The 20,956-nt window shown below is 62.5% G+C and carries 21 protein-coding genes and 1 pseudogene; 11 read left to right on the forward strand and 11 right to left on the reverse strand.

The genetic code is table 11. The annotated features are described in order from the left end of the window. Positions 1–65: 65 nt before the first annotated feature. Both ACI2JX_RS21190 and dadA read right to left on the reverse strand, forming a co-directional pair. On the reverse strand, positions 66–419 hold the full coding sequence (locus ACI2JX_RS21190) for a RidA family protein (protein ID WP_186553005.1): 354 nt from the start codon (positions 417–419) through the stop codon (positions 66–68). After that, the gene (gene dadA, locus ACI2JX_RS21195; RefSeq protein ID WP_368973106.1) at positions 391–1,692 is read right to left on the reverse strand and encodes a D-amino acid dehydrogenase; all 1,302 of its coding nucleotides are present in this window, start codon (positions 1,690–1,692) and stop codon (positions 391–393) included. The genes ACI2JX_RS21190 and dadA overlap by 29 nt, the downstream gene beginning before the upstream one ends. 155 nt (positions 1,693–1,847) lie before the next feature. Between dadA and dadR the strand changes: the two genes are divergently transcribed. Then, positions 1,848–2,336, forward strand: a complete 489-nt coding sequence (gene dadR, locus ACI2JX_RS21200) for a transcriptional regulator DadR (RefSeq protein ID WP_039581953.1) — start codon at positions 1,848–1,850, stop codon at positions 2,334–2,336. 6 nt (positions 2,337–2,342) lie between these two features. On the opposite strand, the gene ACI2JX_RS21205 is transcribed toward dadR, so the two are convergent. Then, entirely contained in the window at positions 2,343–2,696 is a 354-nt protein-coding gene (locus ACI2JX_RS21205; RefSeq protein WP_186553007.1) for a YkgJ family cysteine cluster protein, read from the reverse strand. A gap of 181 nt (positions 2,697–2,877) precedes the next feature. On the opposite strand from ACI2JX_RS21205, the gene ACI2JX_RS21210 reads away from it, so the two are divergent. After that, on the forward strand, positions 2,878–4,170 hold the full coding sequence (locus ACI2JX_RS21210; protein ID WP_404690928.1) for an NAD(P)/FAD-dependent oxidoreductase: 1,293 nt from the start codon (positions 2,878–2,880) through the stop codon (positions 4,168–4,170). Between the two features lie 145 nt (positions 4,171–4,315). On the opposite strand, the gene ACI2JX_RS21215 is transcribed toward ACI2JX_RS21210, so the two are convergent. Further along, entirely contained in the window at positions 4,316–4,546 is a 231-nt protein-coding gene (locus tag ACI2JX_RS21215) for a DUF1127 domain-containing protein (protein ID WP_368973476.1), read from the reverse strand. A gap of 178 nt (positions 4,547–4,724) precedes the next feature. Between ACI2JX_RS21215 and ACI2JX_RS21220 the strand changes: the two genes are divergently transcribed. Both ACI2JX_RS21220 and ACI2JX_RS21225 read left to right on the forward strand, forming a co-directional pair. Further along, entirely contained in the window at positions 4,725–6,155 is a 1,431-nt protein-coding gene (locus ACI2JX_RS21220) for a PLP-dependent aminotransferase family protein (RefSeq protein WP_404690929.1), read from the forward strand. A 61-nt stretch (positions 6,156–6,216) separates the two neighbouring features. After that, complete coding sequence (locus ACI2JX_RS21225) at positions 6,217–7,773, forward strand: phospholipase D family protein (RefSeq protein WP_368973477.1); 1,557 nt, start codon at positions 6,217–6,219, stop codon at positions 7,771–7,773. A gap of 87 nt (positions 7,774–7,860) precedes the next feature. Here ACI2JX_RS21225 and ACI2JX_RS21230 read toward each other — a convergent pair whose 3' ends face one another. Both ACI2JX_RS21230 and ACI2JX_RS21235 read right to left on the reverse strand, forming a co-directional pair. Continuing rightward, positions 7,861–9,000 (reverse strand): MFS transporter, encoded by a 1,140-nt coding sequence (locus ACI2JX_RS21230; protein WP_264233982.1) that lies wholly within the window; start codon positions 8,998–9,000, stop codon positions 7,861–7,863. 169 nt (positions 9,001–9,169) lie between these two features. Further along, positions 9,170–10,663 carry an aldehyde dehydrogenase gene (locus ACI2JX_RS21235; RefSeq protein WP_264233984.1) on the reverse strand — a complete coding sequence of 498 codons (1,494 nt, stop codon included), beginning with the start codon at positions 10,661–10,663 and terminating at the stop codon, positions 9,170–9,172. 196 nt (positions 10,664–10,859) lie between these two features. Between ACI2JX_RS21235 and ACI2JX_RS21240 the strand changes: the two genes are divergently transcribed. After that, on the forward strand, positions 10,860–11,219 hold the full coding sequence (locus ACI2JX_RS21240; RefSeq protein ID WP_186553014.1) for a cupin domain-containing protein: 360 nt from the start codon (positions 10,860–10,862) through the stop codon (positions 11,217–11,219). 106 nt (positions 11,220–11,325) lie between these two features. On the opposite strand, the gene rpmG is transcribed toward ACI2JX_RS21240, so the two are convergent. Together rpmG and rpmB are read right to left on the reverse strand one after the other, a co-directional pair. After that, positions 11,326–11,481: a 50S ribosomal protein L33 gene (gene rpmG, locus ACI2JX_RS21245; protein WP_021702025.1), complete on the reverse strand. Its 156-nt coding sequence runs from the start codon at positions 11,479–11,481 to the stop codon at positions 11,326–11,328. Positions 11,482–11,492: 11 nt separating this feature from the next. Then, the gene (gene rpmB, locus ACI2JX_RS21250; protein ID WP_023629974.1) at positions 11,493–11,729 is read right to left on the reverse strand and encodes a 50S ribosomal protein L28; all 237 of its coding nucleotides are present in this window, start codon (positions 11,727–11,729) and stop codon (positions 11,493–11,495) included. Between the two features lie 362 nt (positions 11,730–12,091). Here rpmB and ACI2JX_RS21255 point away from each other — a divergent pair, with 362 nt between their 5' ends. Beyond that, a complete protein-coding gene (locus ACI2JX_RS21255) occupies positions 12,092–13,684 on the forward strand; it encodes an ABC transporter substrate-binding protein (RefSeq protein ID WP_404690930.1) in 1,593 nt (530 codons plus the stop codon). A 186-nt stretch (positions 13,685–13,870) separates the two neighbouring features. Here the strand turns inward: ACI2JX_RS21255 and radC are convergent, their stop codons facing one another. Next, positions 13,871–14,551: a DNA repair protein RadC gene (gene radC / locus ACI2JX_RS21260; protein WP_264233992.1), complete on the reverse strand. Its 681-nt coding sequence runs from the start codon at positions 14,549–14,551 to the stop codon at positions 13,871–13,873. Between the two features lie 131 nt (positions 14,552–14,682). Between radC and coaBC the strand changes: the two genes are divergently transcribed. The 4 genes and pseudogenes from coaBC to argB all read left to right on the forward strand — a co-directional run bounded on the left by coaBC (position 14,683) and on the right by argB (position 18,802). Further along, entirely contained in the window at positions 14,683–15,894 is a 1,212-nt protein-coding gene (gene coaBC, locus ACI2JX_RS21265; protein WP_404690960.1) for a bifunctional phosphopantothenoylcysteine decarboxylase/phosphopantothenate--cysteine ligase CoaBC, read from the forward strand. Between the two features lie 5 nt (positions 15,895–15,899). Then, the gene (gene dut, locus ACI2JX_RS21270; RefSeq protein ID WP_186553017.1) at positions 15,900–16,355 is read left to right on the forward strand and encodes a dUTP diphosphatase; all 456 of its coding nucleotides are present in this window, start codon (positions 15,900–15,902) and stop codon (positions 16,353–16,355) included. Positions 16,356–16,483: 128 nt separating this feature from the next. Then, positions 16,484–17,863: pseudogene (locus ACI2JX_RS21275) on the forward strand (phosphomannomutase/phosphoglucomutase); the annotation flags it as partial. Positions 17,864–17,893: 30 nt separating this feature from the next. Then, entirely contained in the window at positions 17,894–18,802 is a 909-nt protein-coding gene (argB, locus tag ACI2JX_RS21280; protein WP_186553019.1) for an acetylglutamate kinase, read from the forward strand. Between the two features lie 159 nt (positions 18,803–18,961). Here the strand turns inward: argB and pyrE are convergent, their stop codons facing one another. Then, positions 18,962–19,603 (reverse strand): orotate phosphoribosyltransferase, encoded by a 642-nt coding sequence (gene pyrE / locus ACI2JX_RS21285; RefSeq protein ID WP_264233995.1) that lies wholly within the window; start codon positions 19,601–19,603, stop codon positions 18,962–18,964. Between the two features lie 80 nt (positions 19,604–19,683). Here pyrE and ACI2JX_RS21290 point away from each other — a divergent pair, with 80 nt between their 5' ends. Continuing rightward, positions 19,684–20,463 carry an exodeoxyribonuclease III gene (locus tag ACI2JX_RS21290; protein ID WP_186553020.1) on the forward strand — a complete coding sequence of 260 codons (780 nt, stop codon included), beginning with the start codon at positions 19,684–19,686 and terminating at the stop codon, positions 20,461–20,463. Between the two features lie 114 nt (positions 20,464–20,577). Here ACI2JX_RS21290 and ACI2JX_RS21295 read toward each other — a convergent pair whose 3' ends face one another. After that, positions 20,578–20,946, reverse strand: coding sequence for a DUF4870 domain-containing protein (locus ACI2JX_RS21295; RefSeq protein ID WP_186553021.1), 369 nt, complete (start codon positions 20,944–20,946; stop codon positions 20,578–20,580). Positions 20,947–20,956: the final 10 nt, after the last annotated feature.

The following is a 20,956-nucleotide window of genomic DNA, read 5'->3' on the forward strand; positions in this document are numbered from 1 at the left end:
TTTGAATAAATCCCCGGCACGGCAGACGGGGGGTAGGTGCCACCGCGCCGGGGTGAGGGAACGGGTTACGGCAGTGCGGCGACTACCGACAGCTCAACGAGGATTTCTGGCTCGCACAGCTTGGCTTCGACCGTGGCACGGGCCGGGGCGACGCCTTCTGGCAGCCACTGGTCCCACACTGCGTTCATGCCGGCGAAGTGCGCATCGATGTCCTTCAGATAGATGGTCACCGACAGCAGGCGAGTCTTGTCGGTGCCGGCCTGATCCAGCAGCTTCTCGATGCTGGCCAGGGTTTCGCGGGTCTGCTGTTCGATGCCGGCGCTCATGTCGTCAGCCACTTGGCCCGCCAGGTAAACGGTGCCGTTGTGGGTGACGATCTGGCTCATTCGCTCATTGGTGAGCTGGCGCTGGATTGCCATGCTTGGCGATCTCCTTGTTGTTGCCGTAACGGGAAATATCGAGGCCTTCGGCACTGATTTGCGGCTTGCGCCGGGCAATCAGGTCGGCCAGCAAACGGCCGGAGCCGCAGGCCATGGTCCAGCCCAAGGTGCCGTGACCGGTGTTGAGGAACAGGTTACGGAACGGTGTGGCACCGACGATCGGCGTGCCGTCCGGAGTCGCCGGACGCAGGCCGGTCCAGAAGCTGGCCTGGCTCAGGTCACCGCCGCGAGGATAAAGGTCGTTGACGATCATCTCCAGCGTTTCGCGTCGACGCGGGTTCAGCGACAGGTCAAAACCGGCGATTTCAGCCATTCCGCCGACGCGGATACGGTTGTCGAAACGGGTGATGGCGACCTTGTAGGTTTCGTCGAGAATGGTCGAGGTCGGGGCCATCGCCGGGTCGGTGATCGGCACGGTCAGCGAATAGCCTTTGAGCGGGTAGACCGGCGCCTTGATGCCCAGCGGCTTGAGCATCTGCGGCGAATAGCTGCCCAGCGCCAGCACGTAGCGGTCAGCGGTTTCCAGCTTGCCGTCGATCCACACACCGTTGATCCGGTCGCCAGCAAAATCCAGGCGCTGGATGTCCTGGCCGAAGCGGAATTCAACGCCCAGCTTGATCGCCATCTCAGCCAGCTTGGTGGTGAACAGCTGGCAGTCGCCCGTCTGGTCGTTGGGCAGGCGCAGGGCGCCGGCGAGGATGTCCTTGACCCCGGCCAGGGCCGGTTCGACGCGGGCAATGGCGTCGCGGTCGAGCAGCTCGTAGGGCACGCCGGATTGTTCGAGCACGGCGATGTCTTTAGCGGCGGCGTCTACCTGGGCCTGGGTGCGGAACAACTGGGTGGTGCCCAGCGCGCGGTTTTCATAGCTCAGGCCGGTTTCGGCGCGCAGCTCGTCGAGGCAGTCACGGCTGTACTCGGACAGACGCACCATGCGCTCCTTGTTCACCGCATAACGGCTGGCGGTGCAGTTGCGCAGCATCTGCGCCATCCACAGGTACTGATCGACGTCGCCAGTCAGCTTGATGGCCAGCGGGGCGTGGCGTTCGAGCAGCCACTTGATGGCCTTGAGCGGCACGCCAGGGGCAGCCCAGGGCGAGGCATAGCCGGGCGAGATCTGGCCGGCGTTGGCAAAGCTGGTTTCCATGGCCACCGCTGGCTGGCGGTCGACCACCGTGACTTCGAAACCTTGCCGGGCCAGATAGTAGGCACTGGCGGTTCCGATTACACCGCTACCAAGTACCAGAACTCGCATCGTTTATCCCTCGCACGCGGCGCACCGCAGTCTTTTGTTGATATGGCATGGATGCGCGCAGTATAAGAAGGACAGGCCAGTGCATTTCACTATATAAAAGCCTATATTTGGCGACAATTCTTGGCAAATTGGCCTTTCACGGAGGGGCATCCCCTATGAGAACCCAGCATCAGAGCAAGCGTGAACTGGACAAGATCGACCGCAACATCCTGCGGATCCTGCAGAGTGACGGGCGTATTTCCTTCACCGAACTGGGCGAAAAAGTAGGGCTTTCCACGACCCCTTGCACCGAGCGCGTGCGCCGCCTGGAGCGCGAGGGGATCATCATGGGCTACAACGCCCGGCTCAATCCGCAGCACCTTAAAGGCAGCCTGCTGGTGTTCGTCGAAATCAGCCTGGACTACAAGTCGGGCGACACCTTCGAGGAGTTCCGTCGCGCCGTGCTCAAGCTCCCGCATGTACTCGAATGCCACTTGGTCTCGGGCGACTTCGACTACTTGGTGAAGGCACGGATTTCCGAGATGGCCTCGTACCGCAAGCTGCTGGGCGACATCCTCCTCAAGCTGCCGCATGTGCGCGAGTCCAAGAGCTATATCGTCATGGAAGAAGTCAAAGAGAGCCTGTGCCTGCCGATCCCCGATTGAGGCTGCTCAGACCAGGACCTGGCGCGTACTGGCGATGAACTGGTGGACCAACTGCTCGGCCTGCGGGTCGATGGGCTGCTGCGGCCCACGCCCACGTGGGCAGGCCATGCGCGGGGTGGTGCCGAACAGGCGGCAGATCATTGGCCGATCTTCGTAGACAGTGCAGCCTTGCGGGCCTAGGTGCACGCAGTCCAGGCGCTCGAGGGCGGCGTCCTGCTCGGCCTGAGACTTGCGCGGTAGCTGGGCCATTTCTTCTGCTGAAGTAGTGACCGGACCGCAGCAGTCGTGGCAGCCGGGCTCGCATTCGAACGAAGGAATGAGCTCGCGCAGGAAGTGGATCTTGTGGCGATTGCAGGACATGGCGGCGCTAGAATCAAGAGAATGTGCTCAATTATAGGCCCATTCGCGGGGCAAGCCCGCTCCCACGTAGCCTATACCTGTGGTCACGTGGGAGCGGGCTTGCCCCGCGATAGCGCCGGTTGCCGCACCACCCACCCCAGCTTATCCTCGCATCCCTCCACAAACACCCAGGGCCGAGCCAATGATCCACAGCGCGCAGCACGCCGCCTCCTATTACGCCGCCAGCAGCGCGCCGCAGCCTGACTACCCGGCCTTGGAAGGCGAGCACAGCGCAGACGTGTGCATCGTCGGCGGCGGCTACTCGGGCCTGAACACCGCCATCGAACTGGCCGAGCGCGGCCTCTCAGTGATCCTTCTCGAAGCACACAAGATCGGCTGGGGCGCCAGCGGGCGCAATGGCGGGCAACTGATCCGCGGCGTTGGCCATGGCGTCGAGCAGTTCCTACCGGTCATCGGCGAGCAAGGCGTGCGCAGCCTGAAACTGATGGGCCTGGAAGCAGTGGACATCGTGCGCCAGCGGGTCGAACGCCACGCGATCGACTGCGACCTGACCTGGGGCTACTGCGACCTGGCCAACAAGCCGGGCGAGCTGCAAGGTTTTGCCGAAGACGCCGAAGAGCTGCGCAGCCTGGGCTATGCCCATGAGCTAAAACTGGTGTCGGCTGAACAGATCCATACCGTGGTGGGTTCAGAGCGCTATGTCGGCGGTCTGATCGACATGGGCTCGGGCCATCTGCATCCGCTCAACCTGGCGCTGGGTGAGGCGACCGTGGCCAGCCAGCTGGGCGTGAAGCTGCATGAGCAGTCGGCGGTGACCCGCATCGACTACGGGCCGCAGGTGCATGTGCACACCGCCCGCGGCCGGGTTCGCGCCAACACTCTGGTGCTGTGCTGCAACGCCTATCACAACGATCTGAACCGCGAGCTAGGGGGCAAAGTGTTGCCCGCTGGCAGCTACATCATCGCCACCGAGCCCCTGGGCGAGGAACGCGCGCGTTCGTTGCTGCCGCAGAATATGGCGGTGTGTGATCAGCGGGTGGCGCTGGACTACTATCGGCTTTCGGCCGACAAGCGTCTGTTGTTCGGCGGCGCTTGCCACTATTCCGGGCGTGACCCCAAGGACATCGCCGCCTATATGCGGCCAAAGATGCTCAAGGTGTTCCCGCAACTGGCCGATGTTCGAATCGATTTTCAGTGGGGCGGGATGATCGGCATCGGCGCCAACCGCCTGCCGCAGATCGGTCGCCTGGCCAGCCAGCAGAATGTGTATTACGCCCAGGCCTACTCCGGGCATGGGCTGAATGCCACGCACTTGGCTGGGCGCTTGCTGGGTGAGGCGATCAGTGGCCAGCAGAGCGGGCGCTTCGATCTGTTTGCGCAGGTGCCGCACGTGACCTTCCCGGGGGGTAGGCATCTGCGTTCACCATTGTTGGCGTTGGGGATGCTTTGGCATCGGTTGAAAGAATTGGTTTGATCCTGGGGCTTTGTTGCCAGAGCCATTTTCGGGCTGCTTTGCAGCCCATCGCAGGCAAGCCAGCTCCCACAGGGACCGTGCTGCCTGTAGGCGCTGGCTTGGCTGCGATGGGCCGCAACGCGGCTCCAAGAATCCCAACCGTTGATCAATCCTTCCAGAACGGCTTGCGCCCTTCAGTGCGCGCCTGATCCCAAGTCAACCCAACATCTCGCAACTGCGCCTCATCAAGCTGCAACAGCGACTTGCGGGTATTCCAGCGATGCAGCATCAAGCCCAGTCGCCCTAGCCCAGCCGGGGCACTGTAGACCCGCTGCAGCTGCCCCTCCTCAAGCTCTTTGCCCAACAGTTGCAAGCGCACATCGCTCAAGCCACCCATCGCTGCCTCCTCCTGATCAGCTCATACCGTGGAGAAAGCATGCGCGTGCGCGAGCATGACAATACAGACCCAATACAGGCTTATTATTCCCATACAGAATTAGCTGAATAACCGCTGAATGCTGTATTTTTCAGCGATCTGTACTGGTCGCTCAGCATCCTGAGCGCAGGAGTATGCCGTGACACTTTACCTGAACCTCGCCGAGCTACTCGGCGCCCGCATCGAGCAGGGCCTGTACCGTCCTGGCCAACGCTTGCCATCGGTACGCTCCTTGAGCCTGGAACACGGCGTGAGCCTGAGCACCGTACAGCAGGCCTATCGCATGCTCGAAGACAACGGCCTGGTCGCGCCACGGCCCAAATCTGGCTATTTCGTCACTGACCACCGCAGCCTCCCTGCCCTGCCAGCGATCAGCCGGCCGGCGCAGCGGCCAGTGGATATCTCGCAATGGGAACAGGTGCTGGAGCTGGTACGCAGCACCCCGCAAGCAGACGTGATCCAGCTCGGCCGTGGCATGCCCGATGTCAACAGCCCGACCCTCAAGCCGCTGCTGCGCAGCCTTGCGCAGATTAGCCGGCGGCAGGACATGCCCGGCCTGTATTACGACAACATCCACGGCAATCTCGCCCTGCGCGAGCAGATCGCCCGGCTGATGCTCGATTCCGGCTGCCGGGTGAACCCTGCCGATTTGGTGGTGACCACCGGTTGCCACGAGGCGTTGTCGACCAGCATCCGCGCCGTCTGTGAAACCGGCGATATCGTCGCGGTGGACTCGCCCAGCTTTCACGGCGCCATGCAGACGCTCAAGGGCCTGGGCATGAAGGCCTTGGAGATCCCCACCGACCCGATCACCGGGATCAGCCTGGAGGCGTTGGAACTGGCCCTGGAACAGTGGCCGATCAAGCTCATCCAGATCACGCCCAGCTGCAACAACCCAATGGGCTACATCATGCCCGAGGCGCGCAAGAAGGCCTTGCTGACCCTGGCCCAGCGCTACGATGTAGCGATCCTCGAAGACGATGTGTATGGCGACCTGGCCTACACCTACCCGCGCCCACGCACGGTCAAGTCGTTCGATGAAGATGGCCGGGTGCTGTTGTGCAGTTCCTTCTCCAAGACCTTGGCGCCAGGCCTGCGCATCGGCTGGGTCGCGCCCGGGCGCTACCTGGAGCGGGTGCTGCACATGAAGTACATCAGCACCGGCAGCACCTCAGCCCAACCACAGCTGGCCATCGCCGACTTCATCGAGGCGGGGCACTATCACCCGCATGTGCGGCGCATGCGCAGCCAGTACCAGCGCGGCCGCGAGCAGATGATCGATTGGGTTACCCGCTACTTCCCGCCTGGCACCCGCGCCAGCCGGCCTCAGGGCGGCTTCATGCTGTGGGTCGAATTGCCGGAAAGTTTCGATACGCTACGGCTGAACCGCGCTTTACTGGAGCAAGGGGTGCAGATTGCCGTGGGCAGTATCTTCTCGGCCTCCGGCAAGTACCGGCACTGCCTGCGGATGAATTACGCCGCGCGGCCCACCCCGCAAATCGAGGCAGCGGTGCGCAAGGTGGGTGAAACCGCCCTTCGTCTACTGGTCGAAGAACACAGCCAAGCGTAACTTTGCGCCGCCCTCCATGGTCCATAGCTCATAGGCATTTGCTGTACAGGACGACCCTTACTTGAGACTCCAGCGAGCTCTGCCCCTCTTGCTGGCGCTAGCGCTCGGCCTTGCCGGGTGCGCCAGCGTCGGAACCCCGCGTGAAGTCAGCCAGGCGCTGCCGGCCAACGACTCGGCCTTCGGCCGCTCGGTGCTGCGCCAGGCGGCACCTTATGAAGGCCGCTCGGGTTTTCGCCTGCTGCCCAACAGCAACGAGGCCTTCCGCGCGCGGGCTGAGCTGATTCGCAACGCCCAGGCCAGCATCGACCTGCAGTACTACATCGTCCATGACGGCCTGAGCACGCGGGCGCTGGTCCACGAACTGCTGCGTGCCGCCGACCGCGGCGTGCGCGTGCGCATCCTGCTCGACGACACCACCAGCGACGGCCTCGATACCCTGATGGGCACCCTCGCCGCCCACCCGAACATCCATATCCGCGTCTTCAACCCACTGCACCTAGGGCGCAGTACCGGCGTCACCCGCGCCATGGGCCGGCTGTTCAATCTGTCGCGCCAGCACCGACGCATGCACAACAAGCTGTTCCTGGTCGACAACAGCATGGCCATCGTCGGCGGGCGCAACCTGGGCGATGAGTATTTCGACGCCGAGCCCAATCTCAATTTCACTGACATCGACCTGCTCGGCGTCGGCCCGGTGGCCGAGCAGCTTGGGCACGGTTTCGACCAATACTGGAACAGCGCCCTGAGCCGGCCTATCGGCGATTTTCTCTGGCGCGAGCCGGATGCCGACGACCTGCGCGCCAGCCGCCATCGCCTGGAAGTGTCCTTGGCCGAAGCGCGGATCAAGCGCAAGGCGCTGTATGACCGACTGATGGCTTACCAGTCCCAGCCGCGCCTGGATGTCTGGCGCAATGAGCTGATCTGGGCGCACAGCCAGGCCCTGTGGGATGCGCCGAGCAAGGTCCTGGCCCAGGACGAGCCAGATCCGCAGCTGCTGATGAGCCAGCAACTGGCGCCGGACCTGAACAATGTCGATCACGAGCTGATTCTGGTGTCGGCCTATTTCGTCCCCGGTGAAGAAGGTCTGCTGTACCTGACCAGCCATGCCGACGCGGGCATTTCAGTCAAATTGCTGACCAACTCGCTGGAAGCCACTGACGTGCCGGCCGTGCATGGCGGCTATGCGCCGTACCGCCGCGCCCTGCTGGAGCATGGCGTGCAGCTGTATGAGCTGCGCCGTCAGCCGGGTGATCCGAGTGCCAGTCGTGGCATCAACTTCCATGGCAGTTCGGATTCCAGCCTGCACAGCAAGGCAATCGTGTTCGATCGGCGCAAGACCTTTATCGGCTCGTTCAACTTCGACCCGCGGTCAGTGCTGTGGAATACCGAGGTCGGGGTGTTGGTCGACAGCCCGGAGCTGGCCGAGTACACCCGCGACCTGGCGGTGCAGGGCATGGCACCAGCGCTCAGTTACCAGCCGACGCTGGTGGCTGGCAAGTTGGTGTGGGTAACCGAGGACAATGGTAAACGGCACATGCTCACCACCGAGCCGGGCGGCATGTGGCGCAGGTTCAATGCCTGGATCAGCAAAGCCGTGGGGCTGGAGAAAATGCTCTAGGGCCAATCGCGGGGCAAGCCCGCTCCCACGCTTGCCTGTACCTAAACATTCGGCGTGGCAGCGGGCTTGCCCCGCGATAGCATCGGCTCAGACCGACGCCGGCTCAAAGGCGCCTCGCCGCCGCGTCAATAGCACCAACCCAGCAGCCCCGACCGCCATCAACAGCGGCAACGCATGGCCACTAATCCACTGGCTCCCCGCCCCCGCCAACAGCGGCCCGAGCAGGCAACCGATGCCCCACAGTTGCGCCACGTGAGCATTGGCCCGCACCAGTGCATCATCTCGATAACGCTCGCCGATCAGAATCAGCGATAGCGTGAACAAGCCCCCGGCACTGGCGCCGAACAGTACCCACACCGGCCAGATCAGCGCTGTTTCCAGCAGCAATGGAATCGCCAGGCTGGAGACCAGCAAGGTCAGCGCACAACCACTGAACAGCGTCTGTCGCGACATCTTGTCGGCCAAGGCGCCGATCGGCAGCTGCAACACCGCATCCCCCACCACCACAGTGCTGACCATGAACAGCGCCACTTCCGCCGTGAACCCCTGTTGCAGGCAGTACACCGGCAGCAAGGTCAGGATCATCGCCTCGAAGGCGGCGAACAGAGCAATGGCCCAGGCGATCACCGGCAGGCGTCGGCAGAAGGCGAACAGGTCCCGGAAGGTGACGCTGTAGGCTTCGGTGGTCGGCGCGCCCCCGCGCCCCAATAGCACCAGCGGCGCTACGATCAACAGGGCGGTCGCCGCCCAGAAACCGAAGTCATCATCCGAACCCAGAAAGCCCAGTACCAGCGGCCCGGCCAGCTGGCTCAAGGCGTAGCTGCTGCCATACAGCGCTACCAGCCGGCCACGCCATTGCTCGACGACCAACTGGTTGATCCAGCTTTCACCGAGGATGAACACCACGGTCAGCGACATGCCGATCAGCAAGCGCAACGCCAGCCACAGCGGATAGCTGGGCAACAGCGCTAGCAGTCCGATCGACAGCGCCCCGCCCCACAGGCACAGGCGCATGGCCGCAGGCACGCCGACCCAACCGGCCAGGCGGCTGGCCAGGCTGGCACCGAGCAGCACACCAATAGCGGGCATCGCTGCCATCACGCCGATGGCAAACCCGCCGTAGCCCCAGCCTTCCAGGCGCAGGGATACCAGCGGCATGCTCACGCCGAGCGCGAGCCCGACGCTGAGCACCGACGCCAGTACGGCAAAGTAGGTTCCCCAACGCATGACAGCCTCCTAGGCAAAATTTGTGAATCGCAGAGACGACACAGCCGGGACGGCATAGCGCCGGCCCGGCTGGTTCTGGATCGATCGCGGGGCCAGCCCGCTACCACGTCAACCAGGGCATTACGCTGGCTGCATGGGAGCGGGCTGGCCCGGCGATGCCTACCTGGTATTACAGCTTGATCCAGGTCGCCTTCAGCTCGGTGTACTTCTCCAGCGCATGTAGCGACTTGTCACGGCCGTTGCCCGACTGCTTGAAGCCACCGAACGGTGCAGTCATGTCGCCGCCGTCGTACTGGTTGACCCAGACGCTACCGGCGCGCACGGCACGTGCAGTTTTGTGCGCCTTGGAGATGTCGGCAGTCCAGATACCTGCGGCCAGGCCATACGGCGTGTCGTTGGCGATGGCCACGGCTTCTTCGGCGGTGTCGAAAGTGATCACCGACAGCACCGGGCCAAAGATCTCTTCCTGGGCGATCTTCATGGCATTGGTCACGCCGTCGAAGATGGTCGGCTCGACGTAGGTGCCGCCAGTCTCTTCGAGGATACGCTTGCCACCGGCCAGCAGCTTGGCGCCGTCCTGGTGACCTGCGTCGATGTACGACAGCACGGTGTTCATCTGCTGGGTATCGACCAGCGCACCCACTGTGGTCGCCGGATCCAGCGGGTTGCCTGGCTTCCAGGCTTTCAGCGCTTCGACTACCAGCGGCAGGAACTTGTCCTTGATCGAGCGCTCGACCAGCAGGCGCGAACCTGCGGTGCAGACTTCGCCCTGGTTGAAGGCGATGGCGCTGGCAGCGGCTTCGGCAGCGGCCTGCAGGTCAGGCGCGTCGGCGAAGACGATGTTCGGGCTCTTGCCGCCAGCTTCCAGCCAGATGCGCTTCATGTTCGATTCGCCAGCGTAGATCATCAGTTGCTTGGCGATCTTGGTCGAACCGGTGAATACCAGGGTGTCGACATCCATATGCAGGGCCAGGGCCTTGCCGACGGTGTGGCCGTAGCCTGGCAGCACGTTGAGCACGCCTGCCGGGATGCCGGCTTCAATCGCCAATTGGGCGATACGGATGGCGGTCAGTGGCGATTTTTCGGACGGCTTGAGCACCACCGAGTTGCCGGTGGCCAGCGCCGGGCCGAGTTTCCAGCAGGCCATCAGCAGCGGGAAGTTCCACGGCACGATGGCGCCAACCACACCCACTGGCTCGCGGGTTACCAGGCCGAGTTGGTCGTGCGGAGTTGGCGCGACTTCATCGTAGACCTTGTCGATGGCTTCGGCATTCCAGTGCAGGGCTTGCGCCGCGCCTGGTACGTCGATGCTCGAGGAGTCGCCAATCGGCTTGCCCATGTCCAGGGTTTCCAGCAGCGCCAGCTCTTCTACGTTCTTACGCAGCAGCTCGGCGAAGCGGATCAGTTTGGCTTTACGCTTGGCCGGAGCCAGGCGCGACCAAACGCCGGAATCAAAGGTGGCGCGGGCGTTTTCCACAGCGCGGTTGGCGTCAGCCAGGTCGCAGCTGGCGACCTTGGCCAGGAAGCGTCCGTCCACCGGGCTCAGGCAGTCGAAGGTTTCAGCGGATGCGGCGTCGGTGTACTCACCGTTGATGAAGGCGCGGCCTTCGATCTTCAATTGCTGGGCACGCTGTTCCCAGTCCGCACGAGTCAGGGTGGTCATACGAAACTCCTCCTCTTGTTAAGGTGCAACGCCGCACTGGAGACTCACGGGCGCTGTCAGAAATTCTGGCCGGGCGACAAGCGCACACTGGCACCCGTCACCCTAAACCAGCCAGTGTAAACTATCAATATATTTGACACGGAAGGCTCAAAAGCCTACTGATGTGCATTTTATTAAACAACAAGAGGGGAGAACCATGACTATCACCGGCATTATCGACTTTGCCCAAGTGCTGACCGAGGCTGAACGCTATCGCCCGGCGGCGGAGAAAATCCTCAAGGGTGAGCCAGACCAGGCTGTCTACAACCACTACTCCAGCCCCTGCGGCCAGTTCGCTGCGGGCGTCTGGGAAGGCGAGGTCGGGCAGTGGACCGTCAACTACACCGAACATGAGTACTGCGAGATCGTGCAGGGCGTTTCGGTGCTGCGTGATGAGGCCGGGGGCGCCAAGACCCTGCGTGCCGGTGATCGGTTTGTTATCCCGGCTGGCTTCAAAGGCACCTGGGAAGTGCTGGAGCCGTGCCGCAAGATCTATGTGATGTTCGAGCAGAAATAACAGCCCAGATCGCTTCGCGTGGGAGCGGGCTTGCCCCGCGATGAATTCCCAGGCATAAAAAAACCCGCTTCCGTGAGGAGGCGGGTTTTTTCAGGTTGCCGATCAATTACTTGATCTTGGCTTCCTTGTAGGTCACGTGCTTACGGACGACCGGATCGTATTTCTTGATCTCGATCTTGTCCGGGGTGGTGCGCTTGTTCTTGTCGGTGGTGTAGAAGTGGCCAGTGCCAGCACTCGATACCAGACGGATCAATTCACGCATGATGCTCTCCCTTAAACCTTGGCGCCGGCACGGCGGATGTCAACCAGAACGGCATCGATGCCGCGCTTGTCGATGATACGCATGCCCTTGGCGGAAACGCGCAGACGCACGAAACGCTTCTCGGATTCAACCCAGAAACGGTGGTGCTGCAGGTTTGGCAGGAAACGACGACGGGTTTTGTTGTTTGCGTGGGAAATGTTATTCCCAGTTACCGGACCCTTACCGGTAACTTGACAGACTCTCGACATGCCTCAGCCCTCTAAAACCACATGCCCAACCCGGCATGGGTTGGCCGCTTAATCTCTCAGTCTATGGCGCCAGGCGCCGTGTTTCCGGGGGTCTTATCGACCGTATCCGCTTTCGCGACAGAGCGAGCCCCTAGAAAAGAGCGCTGCTTTATACCAGAAAGACTCGGCTGCAACAACAGAAGATGCGTTTCTGCAGTCGGCCAAGTGAGTGCGGCCAGCATAGCGACAAGGCCGGCGGGCTGTCGACCGCTCGTCGCAGGGTTTGTAAAAAAGGGTGTGGTCATTTACCGACGCTCGCACTAGGGTAGGACGTTTCCAGACTGCACTGGCAGATGGGCCACTGATCTCGCCAAGGAGCTTCGATGCGTGCCGCCGCGCTTTCCCTACTGTTCTCTTCCAGCCTTTTGTTCGCCGGCCTCGCCCAGGCGGCGCCACTCGCTGTCTGCACCGAGGCCAGCCCCGAAGGCTTCGACGTGGTGCAGTACAACTCGCTGACCACCACCAACGCCTCGGCCGACGTGCTGATGAACCGCCTGGTGGAGTTCGACCCCGGCCAGGGCAAGGTCGTGCCTAGCCTGGCCGAAAGCTGGACGGTCTCGGCCGACGGCCTGATCTACGACTTCAAGCTGCGCAGCGACGTGAAGTTCCACACCACGCCCTACTTCAAGCCCACCCGCGAGCTGGATGGCGACGACGTGCTGTTCAGCTTCCAGCGCATGCTCTACCCGGCCCATGCCTGGCACAAGACTGCGCCCGGCGGCTATCCGCACGCCCAGTCGCTGCAGCTGGGCAGCCTGATCAAGTCGATCGATGCCCCAGAGCCGCACACCGTGCGCTTCACCCTGACCCACGCCGACGCCACCTTCCTGGCCACCCTGAGCATGGGCTTCGCCTCGATCTATTCCGCCGAATACGCCGACAAACTGCTCAAAGCTGGTACCCCGGAGAAGCTCAACAGCCAGCCAATCGGCACCGGCCCGTTCGTCTTCCAGCGCTTCCAGAAGGACGCCGTGGTGCGCTATCGCGCCAATGCCGACTACTTTGCTGGCAAGCCTGCGGTCGATCCGCTGATCTATGCCATCACCCCGGACGCCAATGTGCGTCTGCAAAAGCTCAAGCGAGGCGAGTGCCAGATGGCCCTGTCGCCCAAGCCACTGGACATCGCCGAAGCCGGCAAGGATGACCACCTCAAGGTCGCCACCACCCCGGCCTTCATGACGGCTTTCGTCGCCATCAACAGCCAGCACCCGCCGCTGGACAAGCCTGAAGTGCGCCAGGCGATCAACCTCGCCTTCGACAAGACCAGCTACCTCAAGGCCGTATTCGAAGACACCGCTATCGCGGCCAACGGCCCCTACCCACCCAATACCTGGAGCTACGCCAAGGACCTGCCGGGTTATCCGATAGACCTGAAAAAAGCCAAGGCCCTGCTGACCAAGGCCGGCCTGGCAGATGGCTTCAGCACCACTATCTGGACCCGCCCTTCCGGCAGCCTGCTCAACCCTAACCCAAGCCTGGGCGCGCAAATGCTGCAAGCCGACCTGGCCAAGGTAGGCATCAAGGCCGAGATCAAGGTGATCGAATGGGGCGAGCTGATCCGTCGCGCCAAGGCCGGCGAGCATGACCTGCTGTTCATGGGCTGGGCCGGTGACAACGGTGACCCGGACAACTTCCTCAGCCCGCAGTTTTCCTGCGCGGCGGTCAAGTCCGGGACCAACTTTGCGCGGTTCTGCGACAGCCGCTTGGATCAGCTGATCAGTGCCGGCCGCACCACCAATGACCAAAGCGTGCGCAGCCGGCTGTACCAGCAGGCACAGGCGCTGATCCAGCAGCAGGCACTGTGGCTGCCACTGGCCCACCCCACTGCCGCCACATTGCTCCGCCAGGGGGTCGAGGGGTATCAGGTGAATCCGTTTGGGCGGCTGGATTTCAGCAAGGTTTCGCTGACTCGCTGAGGCCACGGCAAGGCGGGGTGTCAGTTGCGGCCTCTTCGCGGGCAAGCCCGCTCCCACAGGGGCTAGTGTCGTCTTCAGAGGCTGCGCCAGGCATGGACAATCACAGGCTCGATACGCTCTCGAAGCCTGCACAAAACCTTGTGGGAGCGGGCTTGCCCGCGAAGAGGCCCTGACTGACAAAACCCGTTAGCCCGCGATCCACCCTTGCTCGACCATCGACAACGGCTCGCCATCGCCGACGATGACATGATCGAGCACCCGCACATCGATCATCGCCAACCCGCGCTTGAGCGACAGGGTCATGTGCACGTCATCCTGGCTCGGCTCGCAGTTGCCCGAAGGGTGGTTGTGACACAGGATCAACGCCGCTGCGTTGTGCAGCAGCGAGCGCCGCACCACCTCGCGGGGGTAGATGCTGGCGCGGTCGATGGTGCCGCGAAACAGGATCTCGAAGGCCAATGGCCGGTGCTTGGAGTCGAGAAACAGGCAGCCGAACACCTCGCTGGGCTCGTGGCGCAGCATCGATTTCAGATAACGGCGAACTGCCTGCGGGCTTTCCACGGCGGACTTACGCTCAATCGCCATCTCCAGGTTTCTGCGACCGATCTCCAGTAGCGCCTGCAATTGGCTGTATTTGACCGGCCCAAGCCCTAGTTCAGCCAGAAAATCAGCCCTGTCGGCTTCCAATAACTGTCGCAAACTGCCGTACTTCGCCAATAGCCCACGCGCCAGCTCCACGACATTGCAACCTCGCACGCCAGAGCCGAGGAACACGGCCAGCAGCTCAGCATCCGACAGGCTAGCGGCGCCCTTGTGTAGCAGCTTCTCTCTTGGCCGTTCGTTTATCGGCCACTCCCTGATGTTCATCCCTGCTCCTTGCCTCATACTGCGGCGCGTTCAAGCCCTGTGTTAATCTATTTCGCCTCGTTTAATGCGACGTTCTGCCGCAGGCAGTTTTCATGCGTCGCCGCCCGCTCTCACTGGAAAAAGGCAAGCCTATGCAGCGGCTGTATCGCAAGCGCATCGTTCTCGGCGTGGGTGGCGGCATCGCCGCCTACAAGAGCGCCGAGCTGATTCGCCGACTCCTGGAACACGGCGCGCAGGTGCGCGTCGTCATGACCCGCGGCGGTGCCGAGTTCATCACTCCACTGACCCTGCAGGCCCTGTCCGGCCATCCGGTGCACATGGATTTGCTCGACCCCGCCGCCGAAGCGGCCATGGGTCATATCGAACTGGCCAAATGGGCCGATCTGGTGCTGATCGCCCCAGCCACTGCCGACCTGATGGCGCGCATAGCCCAAGGCATGGCCGATGACCTGCTGACCACCCTGGTGCTGGCCACCGACGCCACCGTGGCCGTAGCTCCGGCGATGAACCAGGCGATGTGGCGCGACCCGGCTACCCAGGCCAACCTTGAGTTGCTGCAAAGCCGCGGCATCCAGGTGTTCGGCCCGGCCTCTGGCAGCCAGGCCTGTGGCGACGTTGGCCTGGGGCGCATGCTCGAAGCCAGCGACCTGGCCTGGTGCGCAGCAGAGAGCTTCAAGCGCCAGGCGCTGACCGGCAAGCACGTGTTGATCACTGCCGGCCCGACCCAGGAAAACATCGACCCGGTGCGTTACATCACCAATCATAGCTCCGGCAAGATGGGCTTTGCCCTGGCCGAAGCGGCCGCAGAAGCGGGGGCTAGGGTGACCCTCGTCACGGGGCCTGTGCACCTGCAGACCCCGGATCGGGTCAACCGGATCGACGTGGTCAGCGCGCGGGACATGCTCGCGGCCTGCGAAGCGGCGATGCCATGCGACCTGTTCATCGCCTCGGCGGCGGTCGCGGACTACCGTCCGGAAGTGGTCGCCGCGCAAAAACTCAAGAAGGATCCTACGACCGGCGACGGCATGCTGCTGCAGATGGTGCGTAATCCGGATATCCTTGCGACCATTGCTGGCCGGGCCGACCGTCCGTTCAGCGTCGGCTTTGCCGCCGAGACCGAACACTTGCTCGATTACGCCACGCGCAAGCTCAAGGACAAGAACCTCGACCTGATCGTCGCCAATGATGTGGCCAACCCCAGCATCGGCTTCAACAGCGAGGAGAACGCCTTGACCGTGATCGATCGCCAGCAGCACCAGACCCTCTTCGCGCAGACCAGCAAGGGCAAGATCGCCCGCCAGCTGGTTGCCTTCATCGCCGAACGACTCAATCAGGTTCAATAAGTTACATGCACGCTCTTCAAGCCAAGATCCTCGACCCGCGCATTGGCGCCGAATTCCCCCTGCCGCAGTACGCCACCCCCGGCTCTGCTGGCCTGGACCTGCGCGCCATGCTCCAGCAAGACACCGTGCTTGAGCCCGGCCAGACCCTGCTGATCCCAACTGGCCTGTCGATCTACATCGGCGACCCAGGCCTGGCGGCGATGATCCTGCCGCGCTCGGGCCTGGGCCATAAGCACGGCATCGTGCTGGGCAACCTGGTCGGCTTGATCGACTCGGATTACCAGGGCGAGCTGATGGTATCGTGCTGGAACCGCGGCAACACGCCGTTCACCATCGCCATTGGCGAGCGCATCGCGCAGCTGGTGCTGGTGCCTGTGGTGCAAGCGCATTTCGACATCGTCGAGGCCTTCGACGAGAGCCAGCGCGGCGCCGGTGGCTTTGGCCACTCCGGCAGCCACTGAGCCGATAGCACCGCGTTGCCGCCAAGGATGGCGAACTCTCTGGCGAAAGAGCCGTCCAAGCGTTCAGTTTGCGTCTACCCAGAAGCCTTTGAAGATTGGAGCTCCCAGAGATGAATGACATGGCCCAGCGGGTACCCGCACTGCCCGAAAGCATCTTCCGCGCCTACGACATCCGTGGCGTGGTCGGCAAAACCCTGCATGCCGAAACCGCCTACTGGATCGGCCGCGCCATCGGTGCGCAGACCCTGGCCCAGGGCGAACCGAACATCTCGGTTGGCCGCGACGGTCGACTGTCCGGGCCGATGCTGGTCGAGCAACTGATCCTGGGCCTGGTCGACGCCGGTTGCCAGGTCAGCGACGTCGGCATGGTGCCGACTCCTGCGCTGTACTACGCCGCCAACGTGCTGGCGGGCAAGTCCGGTGTCATGCTCACCGGCAGCCACAACCCCTCCGATTACAACGGCTTCAAGATCGTCATTGCCGGCGACACCTTGGCCAATGAGCAGATCCAGGCCCTGCTGAACCGCATCAAGACCAACGACTTGAGCCATGGCGAAGGCCGTGTGGAAAAGGTCGAGATCCTCGGTCGCTACTTCGACCAGGTCACCGCCGACATCCAGCTGAAGAAAAAGCTCAAGGTGGTGGTCGACTGCGGTAACGGCGCAGCTGGGGTGATCGCCCCGCAGCTGATCGAAGCCCTGGGCTGCGAGGTGATCCCGCTGTTCTGCGAGGTCGACGGCAACTTCCCTAACCACCATCCAGATCCGGGCAAGCCTGAGAACCTGGAAGACCTGATCGCCAAGGTCAAGGAAGTCGGCGCCGATATCGGCCTGGCCTTCGACGGTGACGGCGACCGCGTAGGCGTGGTGACCAACACGGGCAACATCGTCTACCCCGACCGCCTGCTGATGCTATTCGCCCTGGATGTCCTGGAACGCAACCCAGGCGCCGAGATCATCTTCGACGTCAAATGCACCCGTCGCCTGACCCCGCTGATCGAACAGCACGGCGGTCGCGCGCTAATGTGGAAGACCGGTCACTCGTTGATCAAGAAGAAGATGAAACTGACCGGCTCCTTGCTCGCAGGCGAGATGAGCGGGCACATCTTCATCAAGGAGCGCTGGTACGGGTTTGACGACGGCATCTACAGTGCCGCGCGCCTGCTGGAGATCCTCAGCAAGGCCGGGCAAGACGCCGAAAGCCTGTTTGCTGCGTTCCCGAACGACATTTCCACGCCGGAAATCAATATTGATGTGACCGACGAGGGTAAATTCAGCATCATTGATGCACTGCAACGCGACGCTGACTGGGGCGACGCCAACCTGACCACCATCGATGGTGTGCGGGTCGACTACGCCCACGGCTGGGGCCTGGTACGCGCTTCCAACACTACGCCTGTGCTGGTGCTGCGCTTCGAGGCCGACAGCGACGCCGAGTTGCAACGTATCAAGGATGTTTTCCGCGCCCAGTTGCTGCGGGTTGCCCCTGAGCTGCAACTGCCGTTCTGACCGACTATCTGTTCCTTACAGGAGCCCTGCATGACCCTCGATCGCGATGCCGCTTCCCATGTAGCCGAGGTTTTGTCCGAAGCGCTGCCCTACATTCGCCGCTTCGTCGGCAAGACCTTGGTGATCAAGTACGGTGGCAACGCGATGGAGAGCGAAGAGCTCAAAACCGGTTTTGCCCGCGACATCGTGTTGATGAAAGCAGTTGGCATCAACCCGGTGGTGGTGCACGGCGGTGGCCCGCAGATCGGTGACTTGCTCAAGCGCCTGTCGATCGAGAGCCACTTCATCGACGGCATGCGCGTCACCGACTCGGCGACCATGGACGTGGTCGAGATGGTCCTCGGTGGCCAGGTCAACAAGGACATCGTCAACCTGATCAACCGCCACGGCGGCAGCGCCATCGGCCTGACCGGCAAGGACGCGGAGCTGATCCGCGCCAAGAAGCTCACCGTGTCGCGCCAGACGCCCGAGATGACCACTCCGGAAATCATCGACATCGGCCACGTCGGCGAAGTCGTTGGGGTCAACACCGATCTGTTGAACATGCTGGTCAAGGGCGATTTCATCCCGGTGATCGCGCCAATCGGCGTGGGTGCCAACGGTGAGTCGTACAACATCAACGCCGACCTGGTGGCCGGTAAGGTGGCGGAGGCGCTGAAGGCTGAGAAGCTGATGCTGCTGACCAACATCGCTGGCTTGATGGACAAGAAAGGCGAGGTACTGACCGGCCTGAATACCGAGCAGGTCAACGAGCTGATTGCCGACGGTACCATCTACGGCGGCATGCTGCCGAAGATCAAATGCGCCCTGGATGCGGTGCAAGGTGGCGTACAGAGCTCGCACATCATCGACGGTCGCGTGCCGAACGCGGTGCTGCTGGAGATCTTCACCGACAGCGGCGTGGGCACCCTGATCACCAACCGCAAGCGTCACTACTGATAGCCCGGGGCCGCTTTGCGGCCCATCGCGGGGCAAGCCCGCTCCCACGCAGGCGCAGCAGCACTAGGGTTGGCGTGGGAGCGGGCTTGCCCCGCGATGAGGCCGGTACAGGCAAAAAAAAGGCGACCTGCAAAGGTCGCCTTTTTCATTTCAGGACGGTCAGATCCCGTACTGCGCCCGATACGCCTCGACAGCCGGCAGATGCTGCTTGAGCTGCGGGTCATCGGCGAGGAATTCCAGCACCTGGGTCAGCGAAACGATGCTGACCACCGGAATACCGAAGTCGCGCTCCACTTCCTGGATCGCCGACAGCTCGCCATTACCGCGCTCTTCGCGGTTCAGGGCAATCAGCACACCGGCGGCGGTGGCCTGCTGGGCGCTGATGATCTGCATGACTTCACGAATGGCAGTACCGGCAGTGATCACGTCATCGATGATCAGCACGTTGCCTTCAAGCGGCGCGCCCACCAGGCTGCCGCCCTCGCCGTGGGCCTTGGCTTCCTTGCGGTTGAAGCACCATGGCACGTCGCGCTGGTGGTGATCGGCCAGGGCCACCGCAGTGGCCGAAGCCAGCGGGATGCCTTTGTAGGCCGGGCCAAACAGTACGTCGAAGGGGATCTTGCTGTCGACGATCGCCGCCGCGTAGCAACGCCCCAGTTCAGCCAGGGCAGATCCTGTGTTGAACAGGCCGGCATTGAAGAAGTACGGGCTGGTACGCCCCGATTTCAGGGTGAATTCACCGAAGCGCAAAACGCCTCGATCGATGGCAAAACGAATGAAGTCGCGCTGATACGGCTGCATGAAGAGTCCCAGACACCACGGATTTAGCTAAATGAGTTGAGCTCGGGTATCATACACGCACGAGATTTTTGGGGCCATTTATGCGGATCATCAGTGTGAACGTAAATGGCATTCAGGCTGCCGCCGAGCGTGGATTGCTCAGCTGGCTACAAGCCCAGAATGCCGACGTCATCTGCCTTCAGGATACCCGCGCCTCGGCCTTTGAACTCGACGACCCAGCTTTCCAGCTCGATGGCTATTTCCTTTATGCCTGCGATGCGGAGGTGCCTGCCCAAGGTGGCGTGGCGCTCTATTCGCGGATGCAGCCCAAGGCAGTCATCACCGGCCTGGGCTTCGAGACAGCCGACCGCTACGGACGTTACCTGCAAGCAGACTTCGACAAAGTCAGTATTGCCAGCCTGTTGCTGCCTTCGGGCATGAACGGCGACGAAGACTTGAACCAGAAATTCAAGTTGATGGACGATTTCGGCAAGTACCTGGACAAGCAGCGCCGCAAGCGCCGCGAGTACATCTACTGCGGGTCGTTCTACGTTGCGCAGCAGAAGCTCGACATCAAGAACTGGCGCGACAGCCAGCAATCGCCAGGCTTCCTGCCGCCCGAGCGCGCGTGGATGGACTCGATTGTCGGCGACATGGGCTATGTCGATGCCCTGCGCGAAGTCAGCCGTGAAGGCGACCAGTACAGCTGGTGGCCGGATAACGAGCAGGCCGAAATGCTCAACCTGGGTTACCGGTTCGACTACCAGATCCTCACCCCAGGCTTGCGCCGCTTCGTGCGCAACGCCCGCCTGCCGCGCCAGCCGCGATTCTCCCAGCATGCGCCGCTGATCGTCGATTACGACTGGACGCTGACCATCTGATACAAGGTGGGGCCACTTCGCGCCCCATCACAGGCAAGCCAGCGCCTACAATCAGCACGATTGCTGTAGGAGCTGGCTTGCCTGCGATGGGGCGCGAAGCGGCCCCAACTCGTTCTACTTGATCGGCCGCCAGATGAAGGGATAGCGATACGCCTGCCCCTCATTAGCCTTGACCCCCGCCAGAATGATCAGGATCAGCACCGCCACCGCCAGGATGGCGAACAGCACCAGCCCGATCAGCACGAACGTCAGCAGGAAGCAGATAAACCCGGCAATGGTCACGCTGATCTGAAAATTCAGCGCTTCCTTGCCCTGGGCATCGATGAACGGATCAAGCTCACGCTTCCAGATCCACATCACCAACGGCCCCAGCAAATGCCCAAGGGGCACTGCCAGGCCGAGCAGTGCCGAGAGGTGACAGAACATCGCCCATTGGCGGATCTCGGAATTGGGCAGATTGACCGGTACGTTCGGATCACTCATGTCCGCACCT

Source organism: Pseudomonas sp. NPDC088890, from assembly GCF_044900155.1.
GTDB lineage: Bacteria > Pseudomonadota > Gammaproteobacteria > Pseudomonadales > Pseudomonadaceae > Aquipseudomonas > Aquipseudomonas urmiensis.